Origin of the sequence: Nonomuraea corallina, from assembly GCF_027620315.1 — a bacterium.
In the GTDB taxonomy this organism is placed as follows: Bacteria; Actinomycetota; Actinomycetes; order Streptosporangiales; family Streptosporangiaceae; genus Nonomuraea; species Nonomuraea corallina.
This window is the reverse complement of sequence record NZ_JAPNNL010000129.1, coordinates 1-21,711: the sequence shown is the minus strand read 5'-3', so window position 1 is coordinate 21,711 and position 21,711 is coordinate 1. Positions and strand designations below refer to the sequence as shown.

The 21,711-nt window shown below is 72.0% G+C and carries 19 protein-coding genes and 1 pseudogene; 10 read left to right on the top strand and 10 right to left on the bottom strand.

From position 1 onward, the window contains the following. Positions 1-1,065: serine/threonine-protein kinase (locus OUY22_RS26325; RefSeq protein ID WP_270157846.1), on the bottom strand; the 1,065-nt coding region annotated here is incomplete at its 3' end. 124 nt (positions 1,066-1,189) lie between these two features. Here OUY22_RS26325 and OUY22_RS26320 point away from each other — a divergent pair. The 3 genes from OUY22_RS26320 to OUY22_RS26310 are packed head-to-tail and all read left to right on the top strand — an operon-like array spanning position 1,190 to position 4,437. Then, positions 1,190-2,128 carry a cucumopine synthase-related protein gene (locus OUY22_RS26320; protein WP_270157845.1) on the top strand — a complete coding sequence of 313 codons (939 nt, stop codon included), beginning with the start codon at positions 1,190-1,192 and terminating at the stop codon, positions 2,126-2,128. Beyond that, positions 2,125-3,204 carry an NAD(P)/FAD-dependent oxidoreductase gene (locus OUY22_RS26315; protein ID WP_270157844.1) on the top strand — a complete coding sequence of 360 codons (1,080 nt, stop codon included), beginning with the start codon at positions 2,125-2,127 and terminating at the stop codon, positions 3,202-3,204. The genes OUY22_RS26320 and OUY22_RS26315 overlap by 4 nt, the downstream gene beginning before the upstream one ends. A 3-nt stretch (positions 3,205-3,207) precedes the next feature. Next, the gene (locus OUY22_RS26310) at positions 3,208-4,437 is read left to right on the top strand and encodes a cytochrome P450 family protein (RefSeq protein ID WP_270157843.1); all 1,230 of its coding nucleotides are present in this window, start codon (positions 3,208-3,210) and stop codon (positions 4,435-4,437) included. Positions 4,438-4,447: 10 nt separating this feature from the next. Here the strand turns inward: OUY22_RS26310 and OUY22_RS26305 are convergent, their stop codons facing one another. Next, complete coding sequence (locus OUY22_RS26305) at positions 4,448-5,581, bottom strand: M20 family metallopeptidase (RefSeq protein WP_270157842.1); 1,134 nt, start codon at positions 5,579-5,581, stop codon at positions 4,448-4,450. Between the two features lie 52 nt (positions 5,582-5,633). Between OUY22_RS26305 and OUY22_RS26300 the strand changes: the two genes are divergently transcribed. After that, a complete protein-coding gene (locus tag OUY22_RS26300) occupies positions 5,634-6,875 on the top strand; it encodes an alpha/beta fold hydrolase (protein WP_270157841.1) in 1,242 nt (413 codons plus the stop codon). On the opposite strand, the gene OUY22_RS26295 is transcribed toward OUY22_RS26300, so the two are convergent. The 4 genes from OUY22_RS26295 to OUY22_RS26280 are packed head-to-tail and all read right to left on the bottom strand — an operon-like array spanning position 6,847 to position 11,657. Beyond that, complete coding sequence (locus OUY22_RS26295; protein ID WP_270157840.1) at positions 6,847-8,304, bottom strand: ATP-binding protein; 1,458 nt, start codon at positions 8,302-8,304, stop codon at positions 6,847-6,849. The two genes, OUY22_RS26300 and OUY22_RS26295, sit on opposite strands and share 29 nt — an antisense overlap. Continuing rightward, positions 8,301-9,950 carry an FAD-dependent oxidoreductase gene (locus tag OUY22_RS26290; RefSeq protein WP_270157839.1) on the bottom strand — a complete coding sequence of 550 codons (1,650 nt, stop codon included), beginning with the start codon at positions 9,948-9,950 and terminating at the stop codon, positions 8,301-8,303. Before OUY22_RS26290 ends, OUY22_RS26295 begins: the two co-directional genes overlap by 4 nt. Positions 9,951-10,007: 57 nt before the next feature. After that, positions 10,008-10,769, bottom strand: coding sequence for an SDR family oxidoreductase (locus OUY22_RS26285; RefSeq protein ID WP_270157838.1), 762 nt, complete (start codon positions 10,767-10,769; stop codon positions 10,008-10,010). A 27-nt stretch (positions 10,770-10,796) separates the two neighbouring features. After that, entirely contained in the window at positions 10,797-11,657 is an 861-nt protein-coding gene (locus OUY22_RS26280) for an RNA polymerase sigma-70 factor (protein ID WP_270157837.1), read from the bottom strand. A gap of 95 nt (positions 11,658-11,752) precedes the next feature. Here OUY22_RS26280 and OUY22_RS26275 point away from each other — a divergent pair, with 95 nt between their 5' ends. Continuing rightward, complete coding sequence (locus OUY22_RS26275) at positions 11,753-12,427, top strand: ThuA domain-containing protein (protein WP_270157836.1); 675 nt, start codon at positions 11,753-11,755, stop codon at positions 12,425-12,427. Positions 12,428-12,477: 50 nt separating this feature from the next. On the opposite strand, the gene OUY22_RS26270 is transcribed toward OUY22_RS26275, so the two are convergent. Both OUY22_RS26270 and OUY22_RS26265 read right to left on the bottom strand, forming a co-directional pair. After that, positions 12,478-13,341 carry an alpha/beta hydrolase gene (locus OUY22_RS26270; RefSeq protein WP_270157835.1) on the bottom strand — a complete coding sequence of 288 codons (864 nt, stop codon included), beginning with the start codon at positions 13,339-13,341 and terminating at the stop codon, positions 12,478-12,480. A 36-nt stretch (positions 13,342-13,377) separates the two neighbouring features. Beyond that, complete coding sequence (locus OUY22_RS26265; protein ID WP_270157834.1) at positions 13,378-13,857, bottom strand: MarR family winged helix-turn-helix transcriptional regulator; 480 nt, start codon at positions 13,855-13,857, stop codon at positions 13,378-13,380. A gap of 101 nt (positions 13,858-13,958) precedes the next feature. Here OUY22_RS26265 and OUY22_RS26260 point away from each other — a divergent pair, with 101 nt between their 5' ends. Then, positions 13,959-14,741 (top strand): SDR family NAD(P)-dependent oxidoreductase, encoded by a 783-nt coding sequence (locus OUY22_RS26260; protein ID WP_270157833.1) that lies wholly within the window; start codon positions 13,959-13,961, stop codon positions 14,739-14,741. A gap of 30 nt (positions 14,742-14,771) precedes the next feature. Here the strand turns inward: OUY22_RS26260 and OUY22_RS26255 are convergent, their stop codons facing one another. Further along, positions 14,772-15,407 (bottom strand): MerR family transcriptional regulator, encoded by a 636-nt coding sequence (locus OUY22_RS26255; RefSeq protein WP_270157832.1) that lies wholly within the window; start codon positions 15,405-15,407, stop codon positions 14,772-14,774. 22 nt (positions 15,408-15,429) lie between these two features. Then, positions 15,430-16,278: a LysR family transcriptional regulator gene (locus tag OUY22_RS26250; RefSeq protein ID WP_270157831.1), complete on the bottom strand. Its 849-nt coding sequence runs from the start codon at positions 16,276-16,278 to the stop codon at positions 15,430-15,432. Positions 16,279-16,566: 288 nt separating this feature from the next. On the opposite strand from OUY22_RS26250, the gene OUY22_RS26245 reads away from it, so the two are divergent. From OUY22_RS26245 to OUY22_RS26230, 4 genes and pseudogenes are all read left to right on the top strand, one after another. Beyond that, the gene (locus OUY22_RS26245; protein WP_270157830.1) at positions 16,567-17,043 is read left to right on the top strand and encodes a hypothetical protein; all 477 of its coding nucleotides are present in this window, start codon (positions 16,567-16,569) and stop codon (positions 17,041-17,043) included. 166 nt (positions 17,044-17,209) lie between these two features. After that, positions 17,210-17,716 (top strand): annotated as a pseudogene (locus OUY22_RS36965) (ATP-binding protein); the annotation flags it as partial. Between the two features lie 670 nt (positions 17,717-18,386). Then, entirely contained in the window at positions 18,387-18,809 is a 423-nt protein-coding gene (locus OUY22_RS26235; RefSeq protein WP_270157828.1) for a hypothetical protein, read from the top strand. A gap of 401 nt (positions 18,810-19,210) precedes the next feature. Next, the coding region (locus OUY22_RS26230; protein WP_270157827.1) for a LamG-like jellyroll fold domain-containing protein at positions 19,211-21,711 on the top strand (2,501 nt) is incomplete at its 3' end.

Here is a 21,711-nt window from a genome sequence, read left to right as displayed (position 1 = left end):
CGGGTCGGTGGCGGCCGGGGCGGGGCTCCCGGTGTCCTCCGCGGTCTGCGGGGGGACCGGCGCGGTGTCCGCTCCCGAGGGCGGCCGCCCGCCGGACGCCAGCAGCGAGATCGCCACCGCCACGACGGTCGCCACCGCCAGCCACAGGTACGGCGGCGGCGCGGGCAGCGGCCGGGCGGCGGACCGCAGGGCGGGCTCCGGCTCGGTCCTGGCCAGCGGGAAGCGGAGCGCGAGCGCGGTCGCCGGCTCGGCGAGATGGCGGCGGCCCCGCTGCTCCCACTCCTGCCCGTAGCCCGCGAGCGCGTCACGCTCCAGCTCGGCCAGGAACTCCCGGGCCGACGCGTACCGGAGCGCCGGGGCCTTGGCCAGCCCGCGCCGCAGCAGATTGCGCAGCGGGTCCGGCACCACCTCCAGCGGCACCGGCTCCGCCAGGTGCTGCTCGCGCAGGGCAGGGAGGTCCTCGCCGCGGTACGGCGCCCGGCCTCGCACGGCCTCGAACAGCAGGCACGCCGCCGCGTACACGTCGGCGGGCGGCCCCGCGGCGCCGCGCGTCCACAGCTCGGGCGCCATGTACGGCGGGCTGCCGGCGGGCACGTCCGGCTCCTCGACGTGCGCCACGATGCCGAAGCCGGTCAGCTTCACCGTCCCGTCGGCCTGGACGAGCAGTTTCTCCGGCCGCACGTCGCGGTGGGCCACGCCGCGCTCGTGCGCCGCCGCCAGCGCCTCCAGCGCGCTCTTGGCCGCCACGAGCGCCGCCTCCGGGCTGACCCGGACGTGCTCGCGCAGGATCTCCCGCAGCGACACCCCGTCCACGAGCTCCATCACGACGGCGGCCCGCCGGCGCGTCTCGACGTACTCGTGCAGCTTGACGACGTGCGGGTGGTCGATCTCCACCAGCTCCGCCGCGTCCCGCCGGTAGCGGGTCATGAAGCCGTCGTCCCTGCGCAGGGTCGCGTTGAGGTATTTGATCGCGACGTACGCGCCGGTCTCCTGGTACGTGGCCAGGAAGACCCGGCCGGTGCGCCCGCTGCCCAGCTGGCGTACATCACGGTAACCAGGGACCACTCCGAACCCCCCGAGACGACATCGGTCCGGATTCGACCGTCTCACCGGGGGTCCCGGTTTGTCACGCCCGAAATGGGAGGGCTCGTAACCAATATCACTATATGTAGTGCTAACGTCGCATATTGTGACTAGACGAGTAGAAATCGGCTGGCCTGCTCTGGGCACCGCCGTGATCGCCGAACTGGACGAACGGAACGCCGCCCTGGCGCAGAGCGTCTGGGACGCTCTCCCGTACCGGAGCCTGCAGGGGCACGCCCTGGTGGCGGGCCATCACCTCTACCACGTCGCCCCGGTCCACGCGCTGCTGCACCAGAGGGGCACGCACACCGTGGACCGTCGCGAGGCGCCCGACGGCACGCTGTTCGCCTCCCGGCTGCAGCACCTCGGCATCAAGTACGGCGAGCTGACCGAGCCCATGCCCGCCGCGCCCATCGGCCAGGTCCTCCCGGAGCATCTGGACACCCTGGTGGAGTCCGGGGCCGCGATCTGGGAGTCGCTCTACCGGAGCAAGAAGCCGATCGTGGCCGAGGTCAGGCGCGCCGGCGAGCCGGGCGGCCACAGCCTGCCCCGGCTCAGCGTGGCCGACCCGCAGATCGACGCCCTGATCGGAGAGGTGCACGCCGAGACCGAGCGGATCTGGCTGAGCCCGCCGGAAGACCTGGCGGACCTGCACGACGGCCACATCCCGTCCGGCGCGGGCAGCTTCTCGACCGTGCTCACCACGCTGGTGTTCGTCAACGGCGAGACCCGGCCGCTCGGTTACGCCTGCTTCGGCGGGCTGGTCCGGGCCGCGTACGAGGACATGCCGCTGGAGTCGCTGCGCCACATGGCGCGCCTGCTCGCCGCCACCCCCGCCGAGTTCCTCGGCTACTGCGGGCTCGGCAGACTCCACGAGTTCACCCAGAGGGCGCTCGGCGGGCTGGACCGGATCAGCAGCCGCGACGACTTCGCCGCGCTCATGGCGCACCTGGCGCTGTACGTCAACTGCCTGGGCGGCTGGAACCTGCAGCTCTTCCCGTGGCACCTCGGCGACGGCCTGCGGCGCAAGGGAGCGCTCGGATGAGCGGCCGGGTCGTGGTCGTCGGCGGCGGGGTGATCGGCCTGTCCATCGCCTACCACCTGGCCGAGGCCGGGGTGGACACCGTGCTGCTGGAGCGCGGCACGCTCGGCTGCGGCGCCTCGCGGGCGACGGCCGACGTGCTGCGCGCCTACTTCGCCGGCGACCTGGTCAGCTCCGCGCTGGCCGTGCGCAGCCTGGACGCCTACCACGACTTCGCCGCCAGGCCGGGGGCCGCCCTGCCCATGCGCCAGGTCGGCTACCTGGTGCTGTTCACCGAGCCGGACCAGGTGGCGGCGTTCGAGGCGGAGCTGCCCGCCCAGCGCGCCGCCGGGGTGGAGGCCGAGCTGATCGACGCCCGCCGGGCCAGGCGGCTCAACCCGCTCATCGGCGGCGACCTGCCGCTGCTCGCCGCCGCCTGGTCGCCGCAGGCGTACGTGTCCGACACCGCGGCCATCGTCGAGGGCTACGCGGCCGGCGCCAGGCGGGCCGGGGCGCGGCTGCGCACCGGCTGCCCGGCGCTGGCGGTCCAGGACGGCCGGGTGGAGACGCCGCACGGCGCGATCACGGCCGACGCCGTCGTGTGCGCCGCCGGCGCATGGTCGGCTCCGCTGGCCAGGTCGGCGGGGGTGCGGCTGCCGCTGCCCGAGCCGGTCGTGCAGGAGCTGCTGGTCACCGACCCGCTGCAGGCGCTGCCGGAGCTGCCGGTCACCCTGGACGCCTCCAGCCGCCTGCTGGTGCGGCTGCGCGGCGACCGGCTGCTGATCGGCATGGGCTACCCGGACCGCGACAGGGCCGCCTGGCGGGCCGGGGTGGCCGCCCAGCTCGCGGTCACGTACCCGAGCCTGAGCGGCATCCGGCTGCACACGGCGGTCACCGGGGCGCGCGACGCCAGCCCGGACAGGACCGCGTTCATCGGCCACCTGCCGGGGCCGCCCGCGTTCCTGTACGCGGCCGGGTTCTCCGGGCACGGCCTGTGCAACGCGCCCGCCGCCGGCGAGCTGGTCCGCGACCTCTACCTGGGGCGCGAGCCGTGGCTCGACGTGGCCACCCTGGCGGCGACGCCGGAACGGGTGGGCTGAGCCGTGGACACCGCCGAGACGGGCACGGACACAGGCGTCAGGTTCGTCCTCGCCCCCGCCAGCCCGGACGTGCACGCGGACTGCGCGAGGCTGCGCGAGCTGGGGTCGCTGGTCCCGGTGGAGATGGAGGGCGTGCGGGCCTGGGCCGCCACCCGGCACGCGACCGTGGCCGCCGTGCTCGCCCACCCGGACCTGTCCAGGGACATCAGCCACTGGGACCCGCGAGGCCGGGCCGAGGTCCGCGACGGCACCGCGGTGCGCCGGATCACCTTCGACACGTCCATGCTGAACGCCGAGGGCGAGACCCACCGGCGGCTGCGCGGCCCGCTCGCCCGCGTCTTCAACGCCCGCCGCGTCGAGGAGCTGCGGCCGTGGGTGGCGAGGCTGGCCGCCGAGCGGGTGGACCGGCTGGCCGCGCTCCCGCCGGGGCCGGTGGACCTGCGCGAGCACTTCGCCTACCCGATACCCCGGGACGTCATCACCGAGCTGATGGGCATCCCGCCCGTCCTGCGGTCGGAGGTGAACGAGCTGACCGACGTGGCCGCCGGCGTCGGCGACACGCCGGTGGACGTCACCGAGGCGAGAAGGGTCCTGTACGGGCTCCTCACGGAGATCGTCGAGGGCCTGCGCCGCGCGCCGGGGCCCGGCCTGATCAGCGCCCTGGTCCAGGAGGGCGAGCTGACCGGACGGGAGCTGTTGGACACCGTCGAGCTGGTGTTCATCGCCGGGCACGTCACGACCGTCAACCTGCTCACCAACGGCGCCCGCGCCCTGCTCCGCGAACCCGCCCAGCTCGCCCTCGCGCTCGCGGGCGAGCTGTCGTGGAGCGCCGTGGTGGAGGAGACCATGCGGTGGGACTCGCCGATCGCCCACTTCCCGATGCGGTACGCCGTCCGCGACCTGGAGATCGACGGGGTACGGGTGCGCCAGGGAGAGGCGGTGGTCGCCTGCTTCGCCTCGGCCGGCCGCGACCCCGAGCGCTACGGGGAGCGGGCCTGCCGGTTCGACGCGGTGGCGCCGCAGCCGGGCCATCTGTCGTTCGGGCACGGCCGGCACTTCTGCCTGGGGGCGCCGCTGGCCCGGCTGGAGGGCGAGGTGTCGCTGGCCATCCTGTTCGCGGCGTTCCCGGACATGCGGCTCGCCGGGCCGGACGCGGGCACCCGGCCGCTCGGTTCGGTGCTCGGCAACAGCACCCGGAGCCTGCCGGTGCTGCTCGGCGAGCGTCGCGGCTGATCCGCCCGCCTCAGGCCAGGGCGGAGATCAGCCCGATCGTCAGGGCGGTGCGCTCGGGGACGTGGCCGACCAGCACGTGCTCGTGCCGGGCGTGCGCGCCGTCGCCGACCGCGCCGAAGCCGTCCAGGACCGCCCGGCCCAGCGCGGAGACGAAGTTGCCGTCGCTCGCGCCGCCCACCGCGGCCTCCGCCAGCTCCCAGCCCTGGGCCGCCGCGACCGCCCGCGCCTCTTTGAACAGCCGCCGCGACGGCGGGTTCGGCGTCATCGGGGGCCGGTTCCACTCGCCCGCCACCGACACCGTGACGCGCGGGTCGGCGGCCCGCAGACCGGCGAACAGCTCGTCGATCCTGGCCATCTCCGCCGGGTCGCCCACCCGCACGTCGACGCCGCACGTCGCCAGGCCGGCGGCCACGTTGCGGCCGGTGCCGCCGCTGATCAGGCCGACGTTCACGGTCGTGCCCCGCTCCGGGGCGCCCGCGGCGGCCAGGCGCGTCACGAGCTCCGCCAGCGCGTGGACGGCGCTCGCCCCGGCCGCCGGGTCCAGCCCGGCGTGCGCCTCCACGCCGGTCACCGTCACGTCGAACACCCCCACCCCCTTGCGGGAGGTCTTCAGCGCGCCCCGCAGCGACGGCTCGAACACCAAGGTGGCCACGGCGTCCGCGCAGGCCGCCTCGACGCGCGGCCGTGACGCCGGGCTGCCGATCTCCTCGTCGCCGTTGAACAGGAACCGCACGCCCGGATGCGGCAGCCCCAGCGCGCGCAGCCCGCGCACCGCCCAGATCGCCTGCACCAGCCCCGCCTTCATGTCGAACACGCCGGGCCCGGTCATCGTGCCGTCCTCGATCGCGAACGGCCACCCGGCCAGGGTGCCCGCGGGCCACACCGTGTCGTAGTGGCCGAGCAGCAGCACTTCGTCCGGCGCGGTGCCCGCGTACCGCAGCTCCAGCACGTCCCCGTACCGCCCGCCGTCGTGCCGCGTCTCGCCGTCGGGCGGGCCGAGCCGCTCGGCGGTCAGCTCGCGGACGGCGGTCAGCCCGCGCGCGAGCGCCGGCCTGTCGTGGCTGGGGGTCTCCAGCTCGACCAGCGTCCTGATGTCGTCCAGCATCGCGGGCAGCGCCTGCCGGGACCAGTCCTCGATCGCCATGGGGTTCCTTCCGAGGTTCGGACGCCAGTGCCGCGCCCATAGGGTGCTGAACGTGAAAGTCACCATGCCCGGCATCACGGTCGCCGACCACGTGTTCACCGTCCCCCTCGACCACGCCGACCCCGGCGGGCGGACGATCCGGGTGTTCGCCCGCGAGATCCGCGACCCGGCCGTCACCGGTGACCTTCCGTGGGCGCTGTTCCTGCAGGGCGGCCCCGGCGGCCAGTCGCCCCGGCCCACCGGCCCCGGCCACTGGCGGCCCCTGCTGGCCACCCACCGGGTGCTCCTGCTCGACCAGCGCGGCACCGGCCGCAGCACCCCCGTCACCGCCGTCACCGCCACCGGCGCGGCGACGGACGCGGAGCTGGCCGGCTACCTGCGGCATTTCCGCGCCGACGCGATCGTGGCCGACTGCGAGCACATCAGGAAGGCGCTCGGCATCGGCGCGTGGGAGACGTGGGGGCAGAGCTACGGCGGCTTCATCACCCTCACCTACCTGTCCCGGGCGCCGGAAGGACTCCGGGCGTGTCACGTCACGGGCGGCCTGCCGGGCCTCGACGCCACCGCCGACGACGTCTGCGCGCGCACGTACGAGCGGGTCCGCGCCAAGGTGCGCCGCCACTACCTGCGCTACCCGGAGGACGAGGCGGCGGCCCGGCGCATCGCCGAGCGTCTGGCCGGCGAGAAGGTGATGCTGCCGGACGGCGACCGGCTCACCGTCGAGCGCTTCCGCACGCTCGGCATGAAGCTCGGCATGGGCGACGGCTCCGAGCGCCTCCACTGGCAGCTCGCCGAGGCCTGGCACGGCGACCGGCTCTCCGACGCCTTCCTGTACGACGTCATGACGGAGACCGGGTTCGTCGGCAACCCGCTCTACATGGTGCTGCAGGAGCTCATCTACGCCCAGGGGGCCGCCACCCGCTGGGCGGCCGAACGGCTGCTGCCCGCCGACTTCGGCTCGTTCGGCATGTTCACCGGTGAGATGGCCTATCCCTGGATGTTCGACGAGATCCGCTCGCTGCGGCCGTTCAAGGGCGCCGCCGAGCTGCTCGCCGCCGCCGGCGACTGGCCGCCGCTGTACGACCCGGACCGGCTGGCGGCCAACGAGGTGCCGGTCGCCGCCGTCGTCTACCACGACGACATGTACGTGGACGCCGGCCTGTCGCTGGAGACCGCCGGGCGGGTCGGCAACCTGCGGGTGTGGGTGACCAACGAGTTCGAGCACGACGGCTTCCGCGTCGCCGCCGACCAGATCGTGCCCCGGCTCACGCGGATGGTGACCGATCCCCGTTAGCGGGCTCGCGCAGCGGCAGCCGCACCTCGAACCAGGTCTCTCCGGGCACCGAACGCACCTTGATCTCGCCGCCGTGCCGACCGGCCACGATCCGGTACGAGATGTCGAGCCCCAGCCCGGTGCCCAGGCCGACGGTCTTGGTGGTGAAGAACGGCTCGAAGATGCGCTCCTTGATCGCGTCCGGCACGCCGTGGCCGGTGTCGCCGATTTCCACGATCGCCTCGTCCTCGTCGTGCGCGGTGCGGATGGTCAGGGTGCCCTCCTCGCCCATGGCGTCGAGCGCGTTGTGCATCAGGTTGGTCCACACCTGGTTCAGCTCGCCGCCGTAGCAGGGCACCGGCGGCAGCGTGCGGTCGTAGTCGGTGACCACCGTGATGCCCGGCGGCAGCTTGCCGCGGAAGATCGCAACCGTGCTGTCGAGCAGGCGGTGCAGGTCGAGCACCTGGAACGGGGCCCGGTCCATCTGGGAGTACTCCTTGGCCGAGCGGATCAGCGTGGTGATCCGCTCGGTGGCCTCGGTGACCTCGTTGAGCATCTGCGAGATCTCCACCGCCTCCGACAGCCAGCGCAGCGCGGCCGGGGTGTGCTCCTCGCCCACCTTGCGCCGCACCTTGTCCAGGTGCTCGGCGCCGAACCCGGCGTTCACCAGCGCGGGCGCCAGGTCCCACGCGTTCTCGACGCCGAGCTCGTCGAGCGCGTCGCCCAGCTCGTCCTCGGCGTCGGAGATCTCCAGCGGGCTGCGCACGGGCAGCGTGCCGACCGCCTCCATGCACGCCTCCTGCATCTCGATGAGCGCGCGCAGCCGCTCGGGCGGGATGCCGTTCTCGGCGAGCTGGGCCAGCTCCACCCGTGACGATCTGACCAGCGAGCGCAGCTCGCTCACCGCGCGCACCGCCGCGGCCGCCGGGTTGTTCAGCTCGTGGGTGAGCCCGGCCGTGATGGTGCCGAGCGCGGTGAGCCGCTGCCGCCGGTCGATCATCTCCCGCTGCATGCGCCCGCCCGACTGCAGCCCGTCGAGCAGGTGCATAGCCATCGGGAACCACTCGGTCACGATGTAGGCGAACTTCCTGGCCGGAAGCACGAACAGCCGCGACGGGGCGGTCGCGCGCAGCGTGTGCTGGTAGGTGTCCGGCGCCCGCTCGCCCAGGTAGGCGGAGGTGGCGCCGCCGTACACGCCGGGCTGGGAGGTGCGGGGCATGGCGACGGTGCCGGCGCTGACGGTCTCGGAGATCATCTGCACCTCGCCCTCCATCAGCACCACGAAGCAGTCGGCGGGCTCGCCCTGGCGCACCACGTCCTCGTCCTGCCCGTAAGTCGCCATCCGGCCGCTGTCGGCGAGCTTGGTGAGCTGCTCGTCGGTCAGCCGTTCGAACAGGAAGAGCTTGCGCAGTTCGTCGATGTCGACCGTGTCGGCCGCTTGTCCGCTCATTGCTTCTCCAGGTAGCGGTGTACGAGCGCGACCGCCATCGCGCCCTCCCCGACGGCGGAGGCCACCCGCTTGATCGACTCGGCGCGCACGTCGCCGGCCGCGAACACCCCCGGCACGTTCGTCTCCAGGTAGTAGGGCTGGCGGCGCAGCGTCCAGTTGCGCGGCCGCTGCCCGCCCTGCACCAGGTCGGGCCCGGTGACCACGAACCCCTTGGCGTCCCGCTCGATCGTGTCCTCCAGCCACGAGGTGTACGGCTCGGCGCCGATGAACACGAACAGCCACTGCGCGTCGACCACGCGCTCCTCGCCCTCGGCGGACAGCGTCAGGCGTTCCAGGTGGCCGTCGCCCTCGCCGCCGGCGACCCGCGTCTCCAGGTGGACCTCGATGGTGGGGATCGCCTGGATCTGCTCGATGAGGTAGTGGGACATGGACTTCTCCAGACCGTCACTCCTCACCACCAGGTGTACGGTCTTGGCGAATCCCGCCAGATAGACGGCCGCCTGGCCGGCCGAGTTGGCGGCGCCCACGATGTAGACGTCCTGGTCGCGGCAGGAAGGCGCCTCCGTCAGCGCGGCCCCGTAGTAGACGCCCCGGCCCACGAAGTCGTCCAGGCCGGGCGCGTCGAGGCGGCGGTAGGTGACCCCGGTGGCCAGGATGACCGCGTGCGCGGCGATCTCACCGCCGTCCTTGAAGCCGACCACCCGCGCCTGGCCGCGCGGCTCCAGGTGGGTCACCCTGCGCGCGCTCAGCAGCTCGGCGCCGAACTTCAGCGCCTGCCTGCGGGCCCGGTCGGCGAGCTGCTGACCGGACACCCCGTCGGGGAAGCCGAGGTAGTTCTCGATGCGCGAGCTCTGACCGGCCTGCCCGCCCGAGGCGTGCGCCTCCACCAGGACCGTGCGCAGGCCCTCCGAGGCGCCGTAGACGGCCGCCCCCAGCCCGGCCGGGCCGCCGCCGACCACGATCAGGTCGTAGAAGTCGGTGGCCGGCGTGGTCGACAGCCCGACGGTCGAGGCCAGCGTCGACTGGTCGGGCGCCTGCAGCATCGACCCGTCGGCGGTGACCACCAGCGGCAGATGACAGTCGTCCCCGGCCGCCGCGACGAGCTGCGCGCCCTCCGGGTCCTCGGCCAGCATCCACTGGTAGGGCACGTGGTTGCGGGCCAGGAAGTCGCGCACCTTGTAGGACGGCTGCGACCAGCGGTCGCCCACCACCCGCAGCTCCGCCACCTCCACCCGGTCGGTGCGCTGCCAGGCGTCGAGCTGGCCGTCGATCACCGGGTAGAACTTCTCCTCCGGCGGGTCCCACGGCTTGAGCAGGTAGTGGTCCAGGTCCACCACGTTGATCGCCTGGATGGCGGCGTCGGTGTCGGCGTAGGCCGTCAGCAGCACCCGGCGGGCGTACGGGTACATGTCCATCGCCGCCTCCAGGAACTGCACCCCGTTCATCTGCGGCATGCGGTAGTCGGCGAGGAGCGCGCACACCTCGTCACCGCGCAGCCGCATCTCCCGGACGGCCTCCAGCCCCTGCACGGCCGCCTCGGCGCGGACGATCCTGTAGTGCTGCCCGTAACGACGCCGGAGGTCGCGGGCCACCGCCCTCGACACCCCCGGGTCGTCGTCCACCGTCACGATGACCGGCTTGTCCATACCCTGCCTTTCCGTCCTTCCCCTACCCGCAGGATGCCCTCTTCTCCGCGGGCCGGGTCACGCGATGACGCGGCTCTCGCCGCCGTCCACCAGGAGCGAGATCCCGTTCACGAACGAGGCCCGCTCGCTGGCCAGGAACGCGACCACGTCGCCGACCTCCGAGGCGTGGCCGACGCGCCCCACCGGCACGCCCGCGGCTCGCTCCGCCAGCCCGTCCTCGCCGCCGGACAGGTCACGCAGCCGGTCGGTGTCGATCGGGCCGGGCATCACGTTGTTGACCAGCACGCCATCGCCGCCCACCTCGCGGGCGAGGGTGCGCACCATGCCGGCCACGGCCGAGCGGGTGGCGTTCGACAGGGCCAGCCCGTCGATGGCCTCCCTGACCGACCTGCTGGTCACGGTGACGATCCGGCCCCAGCCGCGGGCGCGCATCTCCGGCAGCACCGCGCGCATCAGCCGTACGGTGCCGAGCAGGTTGCGCTGCACCGCCACGTCCCAGTCGGCCGCGGTCACGTCCACGAACCTGCCCGCCGGGGGCCCGCCCGCGTTGGCCACCAGGATGTCGATCGGCCCGAGGACGTCGCGCGTCTCGCGTACCACCCGCTCGGCCGCCTGTGGATCCTCCACGTCGGCGAGCACGGCGTGCACCACCTTGCCGTACTCCTGGAGCTCCACCACCGCGTCGGCGAGCCGTTCGGGGTTGCGCGCGGCCACGCACACGTCGCACCCCTCCCGCGCCAGGCTCTTGGCGGCGGCGAGCCCGATGCCCGCGCTGCCGCCTGTGACGAGTGCGACCTTGCCTGAGATACCGAGATCCATGACTGGACTATAGAGCCGGTCGCGCCCTCACATCGGCGGGCGCACGCGGGTGAGCTTGTCCGGATTGAGCACCCCGTACAGCGCCTGGACGCGGCCGTCGCGCACGTCCAGCGCGAGCAGCTGCGTGTGTTCGCCTAGGCGGGACCAGAGCACGGGCTGTCCGTTGGCCGCGCCGATCGCGGCGCCCCCGCGTTCGTAGCGCTCCCACACCCCGGCGAAGAAGCGCAGCACCTTGTCGCGGCCGATGATCGGGCGCAGCGCGGCGCGGATCTTGCCGCCGCCGTCGCTGTAGTAGACCACGTCGTCGTGGAACAGCTCGGTGAGCGCCTCCAGATCGCCGCCGCCGGCCGCGGCGAGGAACCGGGTGAACAGCTCGGCGTGCTCCTCGGCCGACGGCCGGAACCGGCCGCGCCCCTCGGACAGCCTCCGGGCGGCGCGGTGGTGCAGCTGGCGCGCGTTCGCGACGGACACGTCGATGATCGCGGCGATCTGGTCGTACGGCAGCTCGAACGCCTCCCGTAGCACGAACACCGCGCGCTCCGGCGGCGACAGGCGCTCCATCAGGTGCAGGGTCGCGAACGACACCGTGTCACGCAGTTCGGCCGTGTCCAGCGGCCCGGCGTCGCCGTCCTCGACCGGCTCCGGCAGCCACGGCCCGGTGTAGGCCTCCCGCTTCACCCGGGCCGAGCGCAGCTGGTCGAGCGCCAGCCGCGACACCACGGTGATCAGGAACGCCCGCGGCTCCCGGACGTCCTCCCGGTCCGTCGCCGACCAGCGCAGCCAGGCGTCCTGGACCACGTCCTCGGCGTCCCACATGCTCCCCAGCAGGCGATAGGCCAGCCCGAGCAGCAGCGGGCGGTAGGCCTCGAAGTCGTCGACCCCGGTCATGTCGCGCAGCGTACCGGGCGTCCCCGCTCCACCCTCGCCCGGATGTGGCGCCCGCACCAGTGGAAAAGCCGGAGCGGGCGTGATGAGCTGGACGGGTGGCACGCAATCTGATCCTGTCCGGAGGCCCGTTCCACGACTTCGACGCCACCTCGGCGGCGCTCGCCGAGGTGCTGGCGGAGGTGGGGATCGAGTCGGAGGTCACCGACGACATCGCCGGCGCGCTGAGCGAGCCGCCGGAGGTCCAGCTCATCACCGTCAACGCGCTGCGCTGGCAGATGGACCTCGACCGGTTCGCCGACCTGCGCGACCGATGGCGCTTCGAGCTCCCCGCCCAGGCCCGCACCACCCTGCTCGACCATCTGGAGCAGGGCGGCGGCCTGCTGTGCATGCACGCCGCGGCCATCTGCTTCGACGACTGGCAGGGCTGGCCCCGCGTGCTCGGCGGCTGCTGGTCCTGGCCGAAGTCCCACCACCCGCCGCTCGGCTGGACCGGCGTGCGCGTCCACGGCGGCCACCCGGTCGTGGAGGGGCTGCGCGACTTCGACGTCGTCGACGAGGTCTACAGCGACCTCGATCTGCTCCCCGACGTGCGGCCGCTGGCCTCCTCCCGCGGCCAGCCGCTCATGTGGGCCCGGCCCGTGCGGCGCGGCCGGGTCTTCTACGACGCGCTCGGCCACGACACCCGCGCCTACGCCAACGAGATCCACCGCGCGCTGCTGCAACGCGCCGCGCTGTGGCTGCTGAAACGCCCGGTCACGGTCAGCGACTGAGACGACCACCCGGCTCGTCCCGCCGCTCGTCCCGCCGCTCGTCCCGCCGCTCATCGCGCCGCCAGGAACGCGCCGAGGGCCGCGGCCAGTTCCGCGGGCGCGTCCTCGGCCAGGTGGTGGCCGCTCTCGACGGCGTGGCCGCGTACGTCGTCCGCCCATGAGCGCCACACCTCGACCGGGTCGCCGTACAACTCCTCCATGTCGTCGCGGGTCGCCCAGAGCACCAGCACCGGGCAGCCGATCCTGCGGCCGGCCGCCCGGTCGGCCTCGTCGGCGGCGCGGTCCGGGCCGAGCCCTGCCCGGTAGTCCTCGCACATCGCGTGCACGGTCGCGGGGTCGTGGATGGCGCGGCGATAGTCCTCGTACGCCTCCTCGCCCATCTGCTCGGGGCCGCCTCCGTACCACGCGTCCGGGTCGGCGTTGATCACCCGTTCGGCGGGCTTGGCCGTCTGGCCGAGGAAGAACCAGTGCCACCAGCGCGCCGCGAACTCCGCGTCGCAGCGGGCCAGCGCCTCGCCGATGGGGACCGCGTCCATGATCACCAACTGGGTCACCGCGTCCGGGTGGTCGGCGGCCAGCCGGTGCGCGACGTAGGCGCCCCGGTCGTGGCCGGCGACCGCGAACCGGTCGTGACCGAGCGCGCGCATGAGGGCGATCAGGTCCCGGGCCATGGCGCGCTTGGAGTAGGGCTCGTGGTCCGGGGTGGTCGCGGGTTTGGACGAGCGCCCGTACCCCCGCAGGTCAGGGCAGACCACCGTGTGGCCGGCGGTGAGCAGGGGAGCCACCCGGTGCCAGGTGGCGTGGGTCCTGGGGTGGCCGTGCAGGAGCAGCAGCGGCGGCCCGTCGCCGCCGTGCCGGACGTACAGCTCCGCCTCACCGGTGTCCACGCGGCTTTCCGCGAATCCGTCGAACATCCGGCCCGCCCTACCCGGCGGGGGCGCCGGAATGTGTCAGGGGCAGTCCTGGCCGCCGGGCACGTGTCCGGACACGGCTTCCAGCCGGGTCAGCACGATCCGCTGGAGTGCGTCGAGGAACCGCTCCCGCTCACCGGCGTCGAGGTCGGCGAGCAGGCCGTCCTCGACCGCCCTGATCTCGGCGGAGGCGGCCTCGCAGGCTTTCCGGCCCGCGTCGGTCGGGTCGACCAGCCGCGCCCGCCGGTCGCGCGGGTCGGGCCGGCGGCGCACCAGGCCCGACGACTCCAGCTCGTCCAGGACCGTCACCAGCTTCGTCTTGTCCACCGGCACCGCGGCGGCCAGGGCGAGCTGGGTGCGCGACGGGCCGCTCACCACCTCGACCAGGACCGAGTAGCCCCACAGGTTCATGCCGTGACGGGCGAGGATCTGCTCCTCGACCTCTTGCAGGCCGATCTTGAGCCGGGCGGCCAGCCAATGCAGGTCTCGCCGGAGCGGGCTGCCCATCTGACCACTCATGGCCCGAAGAGTATCAGCGGCAAATGATTTGCATCGGAAATGATTTGTGATTACATCTATCGCGTTCGCCAACTAACCCCCCGAACGAGAGGAGCGCGGGCATGGACACCGGCCTGCGAGAGCGTGTCGTCATGGTCACCGGAGGGTCGAGCGGCATCGGCGCCGCCACCGCCGTGGCGTTCGCCAGGGAAGGCGCGAAGATCGCGATCACGTACCACCGGAGGGAGGACGCGGCCCGGGAGGTCGCGGCGGCGATCGCGGCGGCGGGCGGCGAGCCGTTCCTCACCCCCATGGACCTGCGGGACCTGCCCTCGGCGCAGCGCGCCGTTGACGACGTGCTGGCCCGCTGGGGCCGGGTGGACGTGCTGGTGGCCAACGCGGTCCACTGGGGCGCCGACGCGCCCGACCCCACGACCCGGTTCGAGGACGTGCCGATGTCGGCGTGGCTGGCCATGGTCGACGCCAACCTGGTGGGCGCCGCCGCCACCGTCCGAGCCGCGCTGCCCGGCATGCGCGCCCGCGGGTGGGGCCGCATCGTGCTGATCTCCTCCAGCGTGGCCGACGAAGGTCTGCCGGGTCCTGGCCCGTACGGAGCCGCGAAGGCGGGGCTGCACGGGATGGCCCGCGCGCTGGCGTGGGAGGGCGGCCGTGACGGGATCCTGGTCAACGTGGTCGCGCCCGGCTTCACGCTCACCGAGCGGGCTCCGGACTTCCCGCAGGCGATCATCGACAAGCTGGCGGCCGGCGTCCCGACGCGGCGGCTGTCGGACCCGGAGGACGTGGCCCGGCTCGTGGTCTTCCTCGGCTCGGCGGCCAACGGCAACCTGACGGGCGAGCTGGTCCGCGAGGGCTCCTCGGCCGCCCGCTCGGGCCACGTGGTCTGACCGGGTCCTCTCCGCGCCGCGGACCCGGAGTCAGGAGTCCCGCTCCTCCCGTGCCGCGGTGAAGCGGCGGGCCGACTCCGACTCCTGCGCGAGGCGGCGCAGCGACTCCAGCGCTCGCCCGTACAGGATCGTGCCGAGCACCAGCGCCTGCACGGCGGCGTCGCGATCGTCGCTCAGCGGGATGGCGTCCAGTTCGACCTCGCGCACCAGCCGCTCCGCCGTCTCCGCGTACGCGCGCATGTCGTCGCCCATGCCCAGCCGGCGCATCCTCATCATGGTCTGGGTCAGCTCGTCGCGGGACGGGGCCGTGGGGCTCACCTGCCAGCCGAGGTCCGAGATGAGCGCGTCCACCTCGGCCTTGGCCGCCTCCCACTCGGGCGTCGGCTCCGGCTCGACCGGAGGGGTCAGCGCGTGGTGGGCGGTGCCCAGCATGTTGTGGAAGGGCAGCGACTCGTCCTCGATCGCGGCCACCACCTTCTTGACGGCGGCGATCGGCAGCCTGCCGACCTCCACCAGGGCCCTGATCAGGGAGAGCCGGCGCAGGTGGGAGGCGTCGTACTCGGCGCGGGTGGCGGCCACCTGCTCGCCCTGGTGGAGCAGGCCCTCGCGCAGGTAGTACTTGATCGTGGGAATGGCGACGCCGGACCTGGCGCTCAACTCGGACATCCGCATCCTTTGGATAGTAACACTATCCATGCCGTGCCAGGTGGCGAGCCGCGCTGAGGAGATCATGCACGTCGGCCTGCCGGTTCCACAACAGCACCACCTCGATCGGCGGCACCTCCTCCGCGATGGGCACGAACGCCAGCGGCTCCGGCACCGGCGTTCCCTCCCGCACGCACAGGGTGTATCCGGCGCCGTCGGCCACCATCGCGACCACCAGTTCGTGTGTCGCCGCCGCCGCCCCCAGGCGGGGATGCAGCCGGTGCCGCACGAACGCCTCCAGGAAGCGCCGCGCCCCCGCCACCGCCTCCGACTCCGGCATCACCAGCGGCTCCGCCGCGAGCTCCGCCAGCGGCAGCCGCTCCCGCCCGGCGAGCCGATGATCGCGGGGGAGCAGCGCGCGCACGGGGGAACGATGCACCAGCATGCGGGCCACCCCACGCGGCAGCGAGCCCGGCGCGTACCCCAGCCCGGCCTGGAGCGTTCCGTCCATCAGCGAGACGATCTGCTCCGCCGTCCCCATCGGCGTCACCCGCAGCCGCGCGTCCGGCAACGGCGACAGCAGCCGCGCCACCACGTCGCCCAGCCCGTCCGCCACCCCCAGCCGGGTGCACTGCCCCGTGCGGCGGGCGGCGGCCACCGCCCGGTCGAACGCCTCCACCGCCACCGTCGCCTGCGCCAGGAACGCCTCCCCGGCCCCGGTCAGCTGGACCCCGCTGGAGGACCGGGTGAACAGCTCCACCCCGATCTCCTTCTCCAGCGCCCGCAACTGCTCCGACAGCGTGGGCTGGGCGATGCGCAGCACGGCCGCGGCCCGGCGCAGGCTGCCGGCGCGGGCGATCGTGATCGCATACCTGATGTGCCGTAGGTCCATCGCTCACCTCGGGAAGGTTGATGGCACCTCTGTCTTACAGAATTGGACAAGCCGCGTGAAGTGGGAGAGTCGAATTCCGCGGGCCTGGTGCCGTGAATCTTTCATCATCGTGCCGCAACTTTTCGACCTGAAACCCTGCCTCTCTGCCCAGGTGACCTGCCTATGGCCGCCCTGACAGTGCTTTTAGTGCCGGACCGGATCGGCCCTCCACGCGGGCCGTGCTGGACCGTTACTGACGTCACTTCTAATCTCCGAGCACTCGGCACTTCCGAAACGGAGAGGTGTGAATTGACCGTACGCTCGAAAGGACGCCGCCCGCTGGCGTCGATCGCCGCCGCCCTCGCCGCCCTGGCCGTCGCGCTCCTGCCGCTCAGCCCCGCGCACGCGGCATACGGCCCGGACCAGCCCGTCTACGTGCAGCTCAACGCGACCGGCGGCTACGGGGCGCTGGCCCTGCTGGAAGGCACGGTGGCGTTCGACGACGGGAACACGAGGTACCGCTACGCGCTGCGCCTGTGCTGGCAGCACGCCTACCCCGCGCCCTACTTCCAGATCTACGTCAACGGCGCGAACCAGACATGGCCCGTGGATACCGGCTCCACGACCGCTCCCGGATGCCAGCGGGTCTTCCTGTACAACGCCGAGGTGGAGTTCGGCAGCACCGTGCAGAACGTCCGCTTCGACGTGACTGGAGGCTGGTTCAGCAGCAGCGGCTATCAGATGCGTACCAGGAGCAGCATCACGTACGACAACCCCTTCAACTGAGACCGCGGCCGGAGGCGTCCCCGCGATTGAGCGGGGACGCGCCTTCGTGGGAGTCCCGACGATGCGGGATGGCGCCTGGCCTTTGCCTCACCACACCGGAAGGAATCGCAGTCTCTTCTCGGAATTTCCTCGCTCAGCACAGTGACGGTGATGACAGTATGTGACTATGCTCCCACTCCAAGTGAGATCCTTCAATACCGCGGGCCCCTGTGATCCCCAGCTCCACTACATACTCCCACCCGCTCCTCGGCTTCCCGAGGCGCGAGCGCTGATCGACATGGATCGCTACTTCGTGCTGCACGCGCCCCGCCAGACCGGCAAGACGACCACGCTGGAAGCCCTGGCGTCCGAGCTGAACGCCGAGGGCGACATCGCCGCCCTGATGTTCTCCTGCGAGCGCGCCAAGTCGGCCGGCGACGACTACGCCGCGGCGGAAGAAATCCTGCTGAAGTCCCTCCGCCAGGCCGCCGAGTGGGCCGGATGGCCGGAGGAACTGCTGCCGCCGGTGTCCTGGCCGCATACCCCGGCGGGCACCCTGTTCGGTACGGCGCTGACCGAGTGGTGCCGCCGCAGTCCGCGCCGGGTGGTGCTGTTTCTCGACGAGATCGACGCGATACAGGGCAACAGCATGGTCAGCATCCTCAGCCAGCTCCGTGAAGGCCACAACGCACGGCCGCAGGGCCGTCCTTTCCCCGCGTCCGTGGTGTTGTGCGGGTTGCGTGACGTGCGTGACTACAAGGTCGCCTCGGGCGGCGAGCCCGGCCGGTCGAACCCGGCCAGCCCGTTCAACATCATCACCAAGTCGCTGCGTCTGGGTGACTTCACCGCCGACCAGATCGGCGAGCTGTATGGCCAGCACACCGAGGCGACCGGCCAGGAGTTCACCAAGGACGCCGTGGACCGGGTCTTCGAGCTGACCCAAGGACAGCCGTGGATGGTCAACGCCCTGGCCCATGAGGTCGTCTTCGAGATGGGCGTGAGCGGCGCCGTCACCACCCGGCAGGTGGAGGAGGCCAAGGAGCGGCTGATCCGGGCGCGCGCCACCCATCTCGACGCGCTGGTGGCCCGGCTGCACGAGCCTCGGGTCAAGCGGGTGATGGAGCCGGTGGTGGCCGGATCGTTCCCGGACCTCGACCCTGCCTTCTCCGACGCGCTCTCGTACGTCCGCGACCTGGGTCTGATCAAGCAGAGGCCCCCGCTGGAGGTGGCGAACCCGATCTACCGGGAAGTCATCCTGCGGGTGCTGGGAGACCCGGCGGAACAGTACGTGATGGCCGACCCGCGCAGCTTCGTGCTCCCGGACGGGCCGGTTCGACCTGGAGCGGCTGCTGCGGGAGTTCGTCGTGTTCTGGCGCGAGCACGGCGAGGTGCTCATCCGGCAGGAGAACTACCACGAGGCCGCCTGCCAGATCATCCTCATGGCCTTCCTGCACCGGCTCGTGAACGGCGGCGGCCAGCTCGACCGGGAGTACGCCGCCGGGACCAAACGCCTGGACGTGCTGGTCCGCTGGCCCTACACCGGGCCGGACGGCGTGCGGCTGGTGCAGCGGGAGGCGATGGAGCTGAAGGTCTGGCGGGCGGGCAAGGACGACCCGCTGTCCGAGGGGCTCTCCCAGCTGGATGGGTATCTGGACCGGCTCAGCCTCACCGCCGGCGTGCTGGTCATCTTCGACCGGCGGCCCGAGGCTCCGCCGTGGAAGGAACGCGGCTGCTTCGAGCAGGCGGCCACGCCGTCCGGCCGCCAGGTCACCGTTCTCCGTGGGTAGTCTCAGCCGATTCTCGCCACTGGTCGCGGCTGTATGACTACGCCTGTAGTTGATGCCTGGATGAGGAAATCTGAATTACCGTCGACTCGAAAATCCTGCCCGTTGGGTTTCGCTCGCAACTTCGCAGAAGTTACAGCTTTTATGTTCATTTTATTTGTGATCTATGTCATGTTGATCATGATGATCTTCCGGCTGATGATCGGGGCCGACAAGCCAACTCACTCCGATTGAGGTCGTTAGTGAACGAGTTAGGCAGAAGACCCCGTACCATCAGCAAACCCAAACGGAGGCTCGCGGCCGCAACGGTGCTCACGGTGGCGGCATCGTTGCTGGTCACCGGCCCCGTTCGGGAAGCCGTCGCCGACCCTGATCCGCAGAGTGCCAAAGCCACAGGCCCGGCGGTGACCACGTTCCCGCGGCCCGAGGACCCGGACGCGGCCCTGCGTGCCGCGGTGGAGCAGGCGCGCAAGGACAACAAGCCCGTCGCCGTCGAGGACGCCTACACGGAAACCTCCCGGACCTGGGCGTACCCCGACGGGCACCTGACCACCGAGTCCTACTCCGGCCCCACCCAGCTCAGGCAGGGCGACGGCTCGTGGGCGTGGATCGACACGTCCCTGATCGAGCAGAACGGCGTGCTCAGGCCCAAGCTGGCCAAGTCCCGAGTGCGCCTGTCCACAGGTGGATCCGGCCCGTTCGCGACCATGATCCTCAGCAGGGACCGCTCGTTCGGTCTCTCCTGGCCCACCTCTCTGCCCAAGCCGACGATCAAGGGCAACGTCGCCACCTACCCCGGCGTCGCCGGCCCGTCGGGAGACCTGGTCGTGACGGCCCTCCCGACCGGATTCCGGCACGACATCGTGCTTCGCGAGCGCCCCACCGCCCCGGTGGAGTTCCGCATCCCGGTCGAGGCCAAAGGGCTCGAACTCTCGGTGACCAAGGCCGGCGGGCTCAAGCTGAAAGGCGACAACGGCAAGAAGGTGGCCTCTGCCCCGGCGCCCCTGATGTGGGATGCCGCCGCCGACGAGCCCACCGCGGCCAAGCCCGGCCGGCAAAAGAAGATCAAGACCAGCGTTGAGTCCGAGGACGGCACCACCACCCTGGTGCTGAAGCCGGACGCGGCCTGGCTGGCCGACCCCGCGACGCAGTATCCGGTCACCGTCGACCCCACCACCACGCTGGGGATCACCCAAGAGGTCGGCATCGTCTCCCCGGACAGCCAGCGCTCACCGGGCACGGTGGGCAGGTCGAAATACTCCGGCACCGAGCAGGCCACCCGCACCCTGATGGCGTTCGACACCGCCCCGATCGCCGGGAAACAGGTGACCACCGCGACCATGCAGCTGCAGTTGCGCGAGGACGTGTTCAACTGCAGCGAGTTCCAGGGCATCGCCGCCCAGCGGATCACCGAGTCCTGGGTGGCCGACGACACCTACTGGGGCAACCAGCCCTCCAGCACGGAGGAAGGCCGCGCCTCGATCGACCCGTGCGCGCTGCCCGGCACCAGCGGGGCGATCTGGAGCTGGAACCTGACCGCGATGACGCGGCTGTGGGCCACGGGCACGGCCAACCACGGTCTGCTGCTCAAGCTGACCCAGGAGGGCTCGACCCCGAGCAACTACAGCGAGGACTTCATGTTCTGGCCGCAGCTGTTCAACCAGGGCGTCCTGCCGAAGCTGAGCGTGAACTGGGTGCTGCCGCCGGAGATCCCCACCGTGACCGCCGAGTCCATCGACTCGATGGACGGCAACGACGCGATCGCCCGCAGCACCAACGTCAAGGTCACCTACAAGTCCAGCGTGCCCGAGGCGACGCCGCTGAACTACACGGTGACGGTCAACGACTCCACCATGGCGCCGCCGGCCGCCGAACTGCCCGGGGGTGAGGCCGCGTACTGGAAGCTGGACGAGACCTCCGGCGCCACCCTGACCGACTCCTCCGGCAACAACCGCAACGCCACCCTGACCGGTGCGCACACGCGCACGCCGGCTCAGCTCGGCCAGGCGGTGAATTTCACTGGAGGCCACGCCGCGACCAGCGGCCCGGTCATCAACACCAACCAGAGCTTCACGGCGAGCGCCTGGGTGCGCCTGGACAACAGCACGCAAGAGCAGAACGTGCTGTCCCAGATGGGCACCCATTTGCCCGGGTTCACGCTTTCCTACCAGACGTCAACGGCTCCGGAGTACGATCAGCGCTGGACGCTGTCCATGATCAATCAGGACATCCCGGACAGCATCCATGAGACCGTCATCCAGTCGGAGCATCTGGCCAAGATCGGCGAGTGGACGCATGTGGCCGCCCAGTACGACACGGACGCAGGCAAGATCCGCCTGTACGTGGACGGCGTGCTGGCCGGCGAGCGGGACCACACCGTCAGCTGGAACGCCCGAGGCGCCTTCGAGATCGGCCGCGCACGCGTCCTCGGCGAAAGCCTCAAGGGGTCGGTGGACGACATCCACGTCTACCAGCGGGCGCTGAGCGCGAACGAACTCCGCGCGCTGGTCGGCGTACCCGGCACCACCTCCCACAACAACATCCCGTCGGGACAGGTGCTGGACAAGGTCTTCACACTGGACAACCCGGCCAGCTTCAAGTTCGTGGTGAAGGCCTGCCGGGCAGGTGTGACACCGCCGTCGTGCAACGAGAGCCCGGCTTACCGGATCACCAGTGACGCCCCGGTGCTCCCCTCGGACACCGACACCGGCATGGCCGACCCGACCCAGCCGATCCTCTCGGGCATGGTCAACCGGCCCTCCGGCGGGCCGGTCACGGCCAAGTACTACCTGTACGACAACACTGGCGCTCCCGTCGGCTCCGCGCCGCTCGGCAATCGCACGGTCAACGGCGGCGAGCGTGCCTCCTTCCAGGTTCCGGCCAATACGGTCCAGCCGGGCAGCAC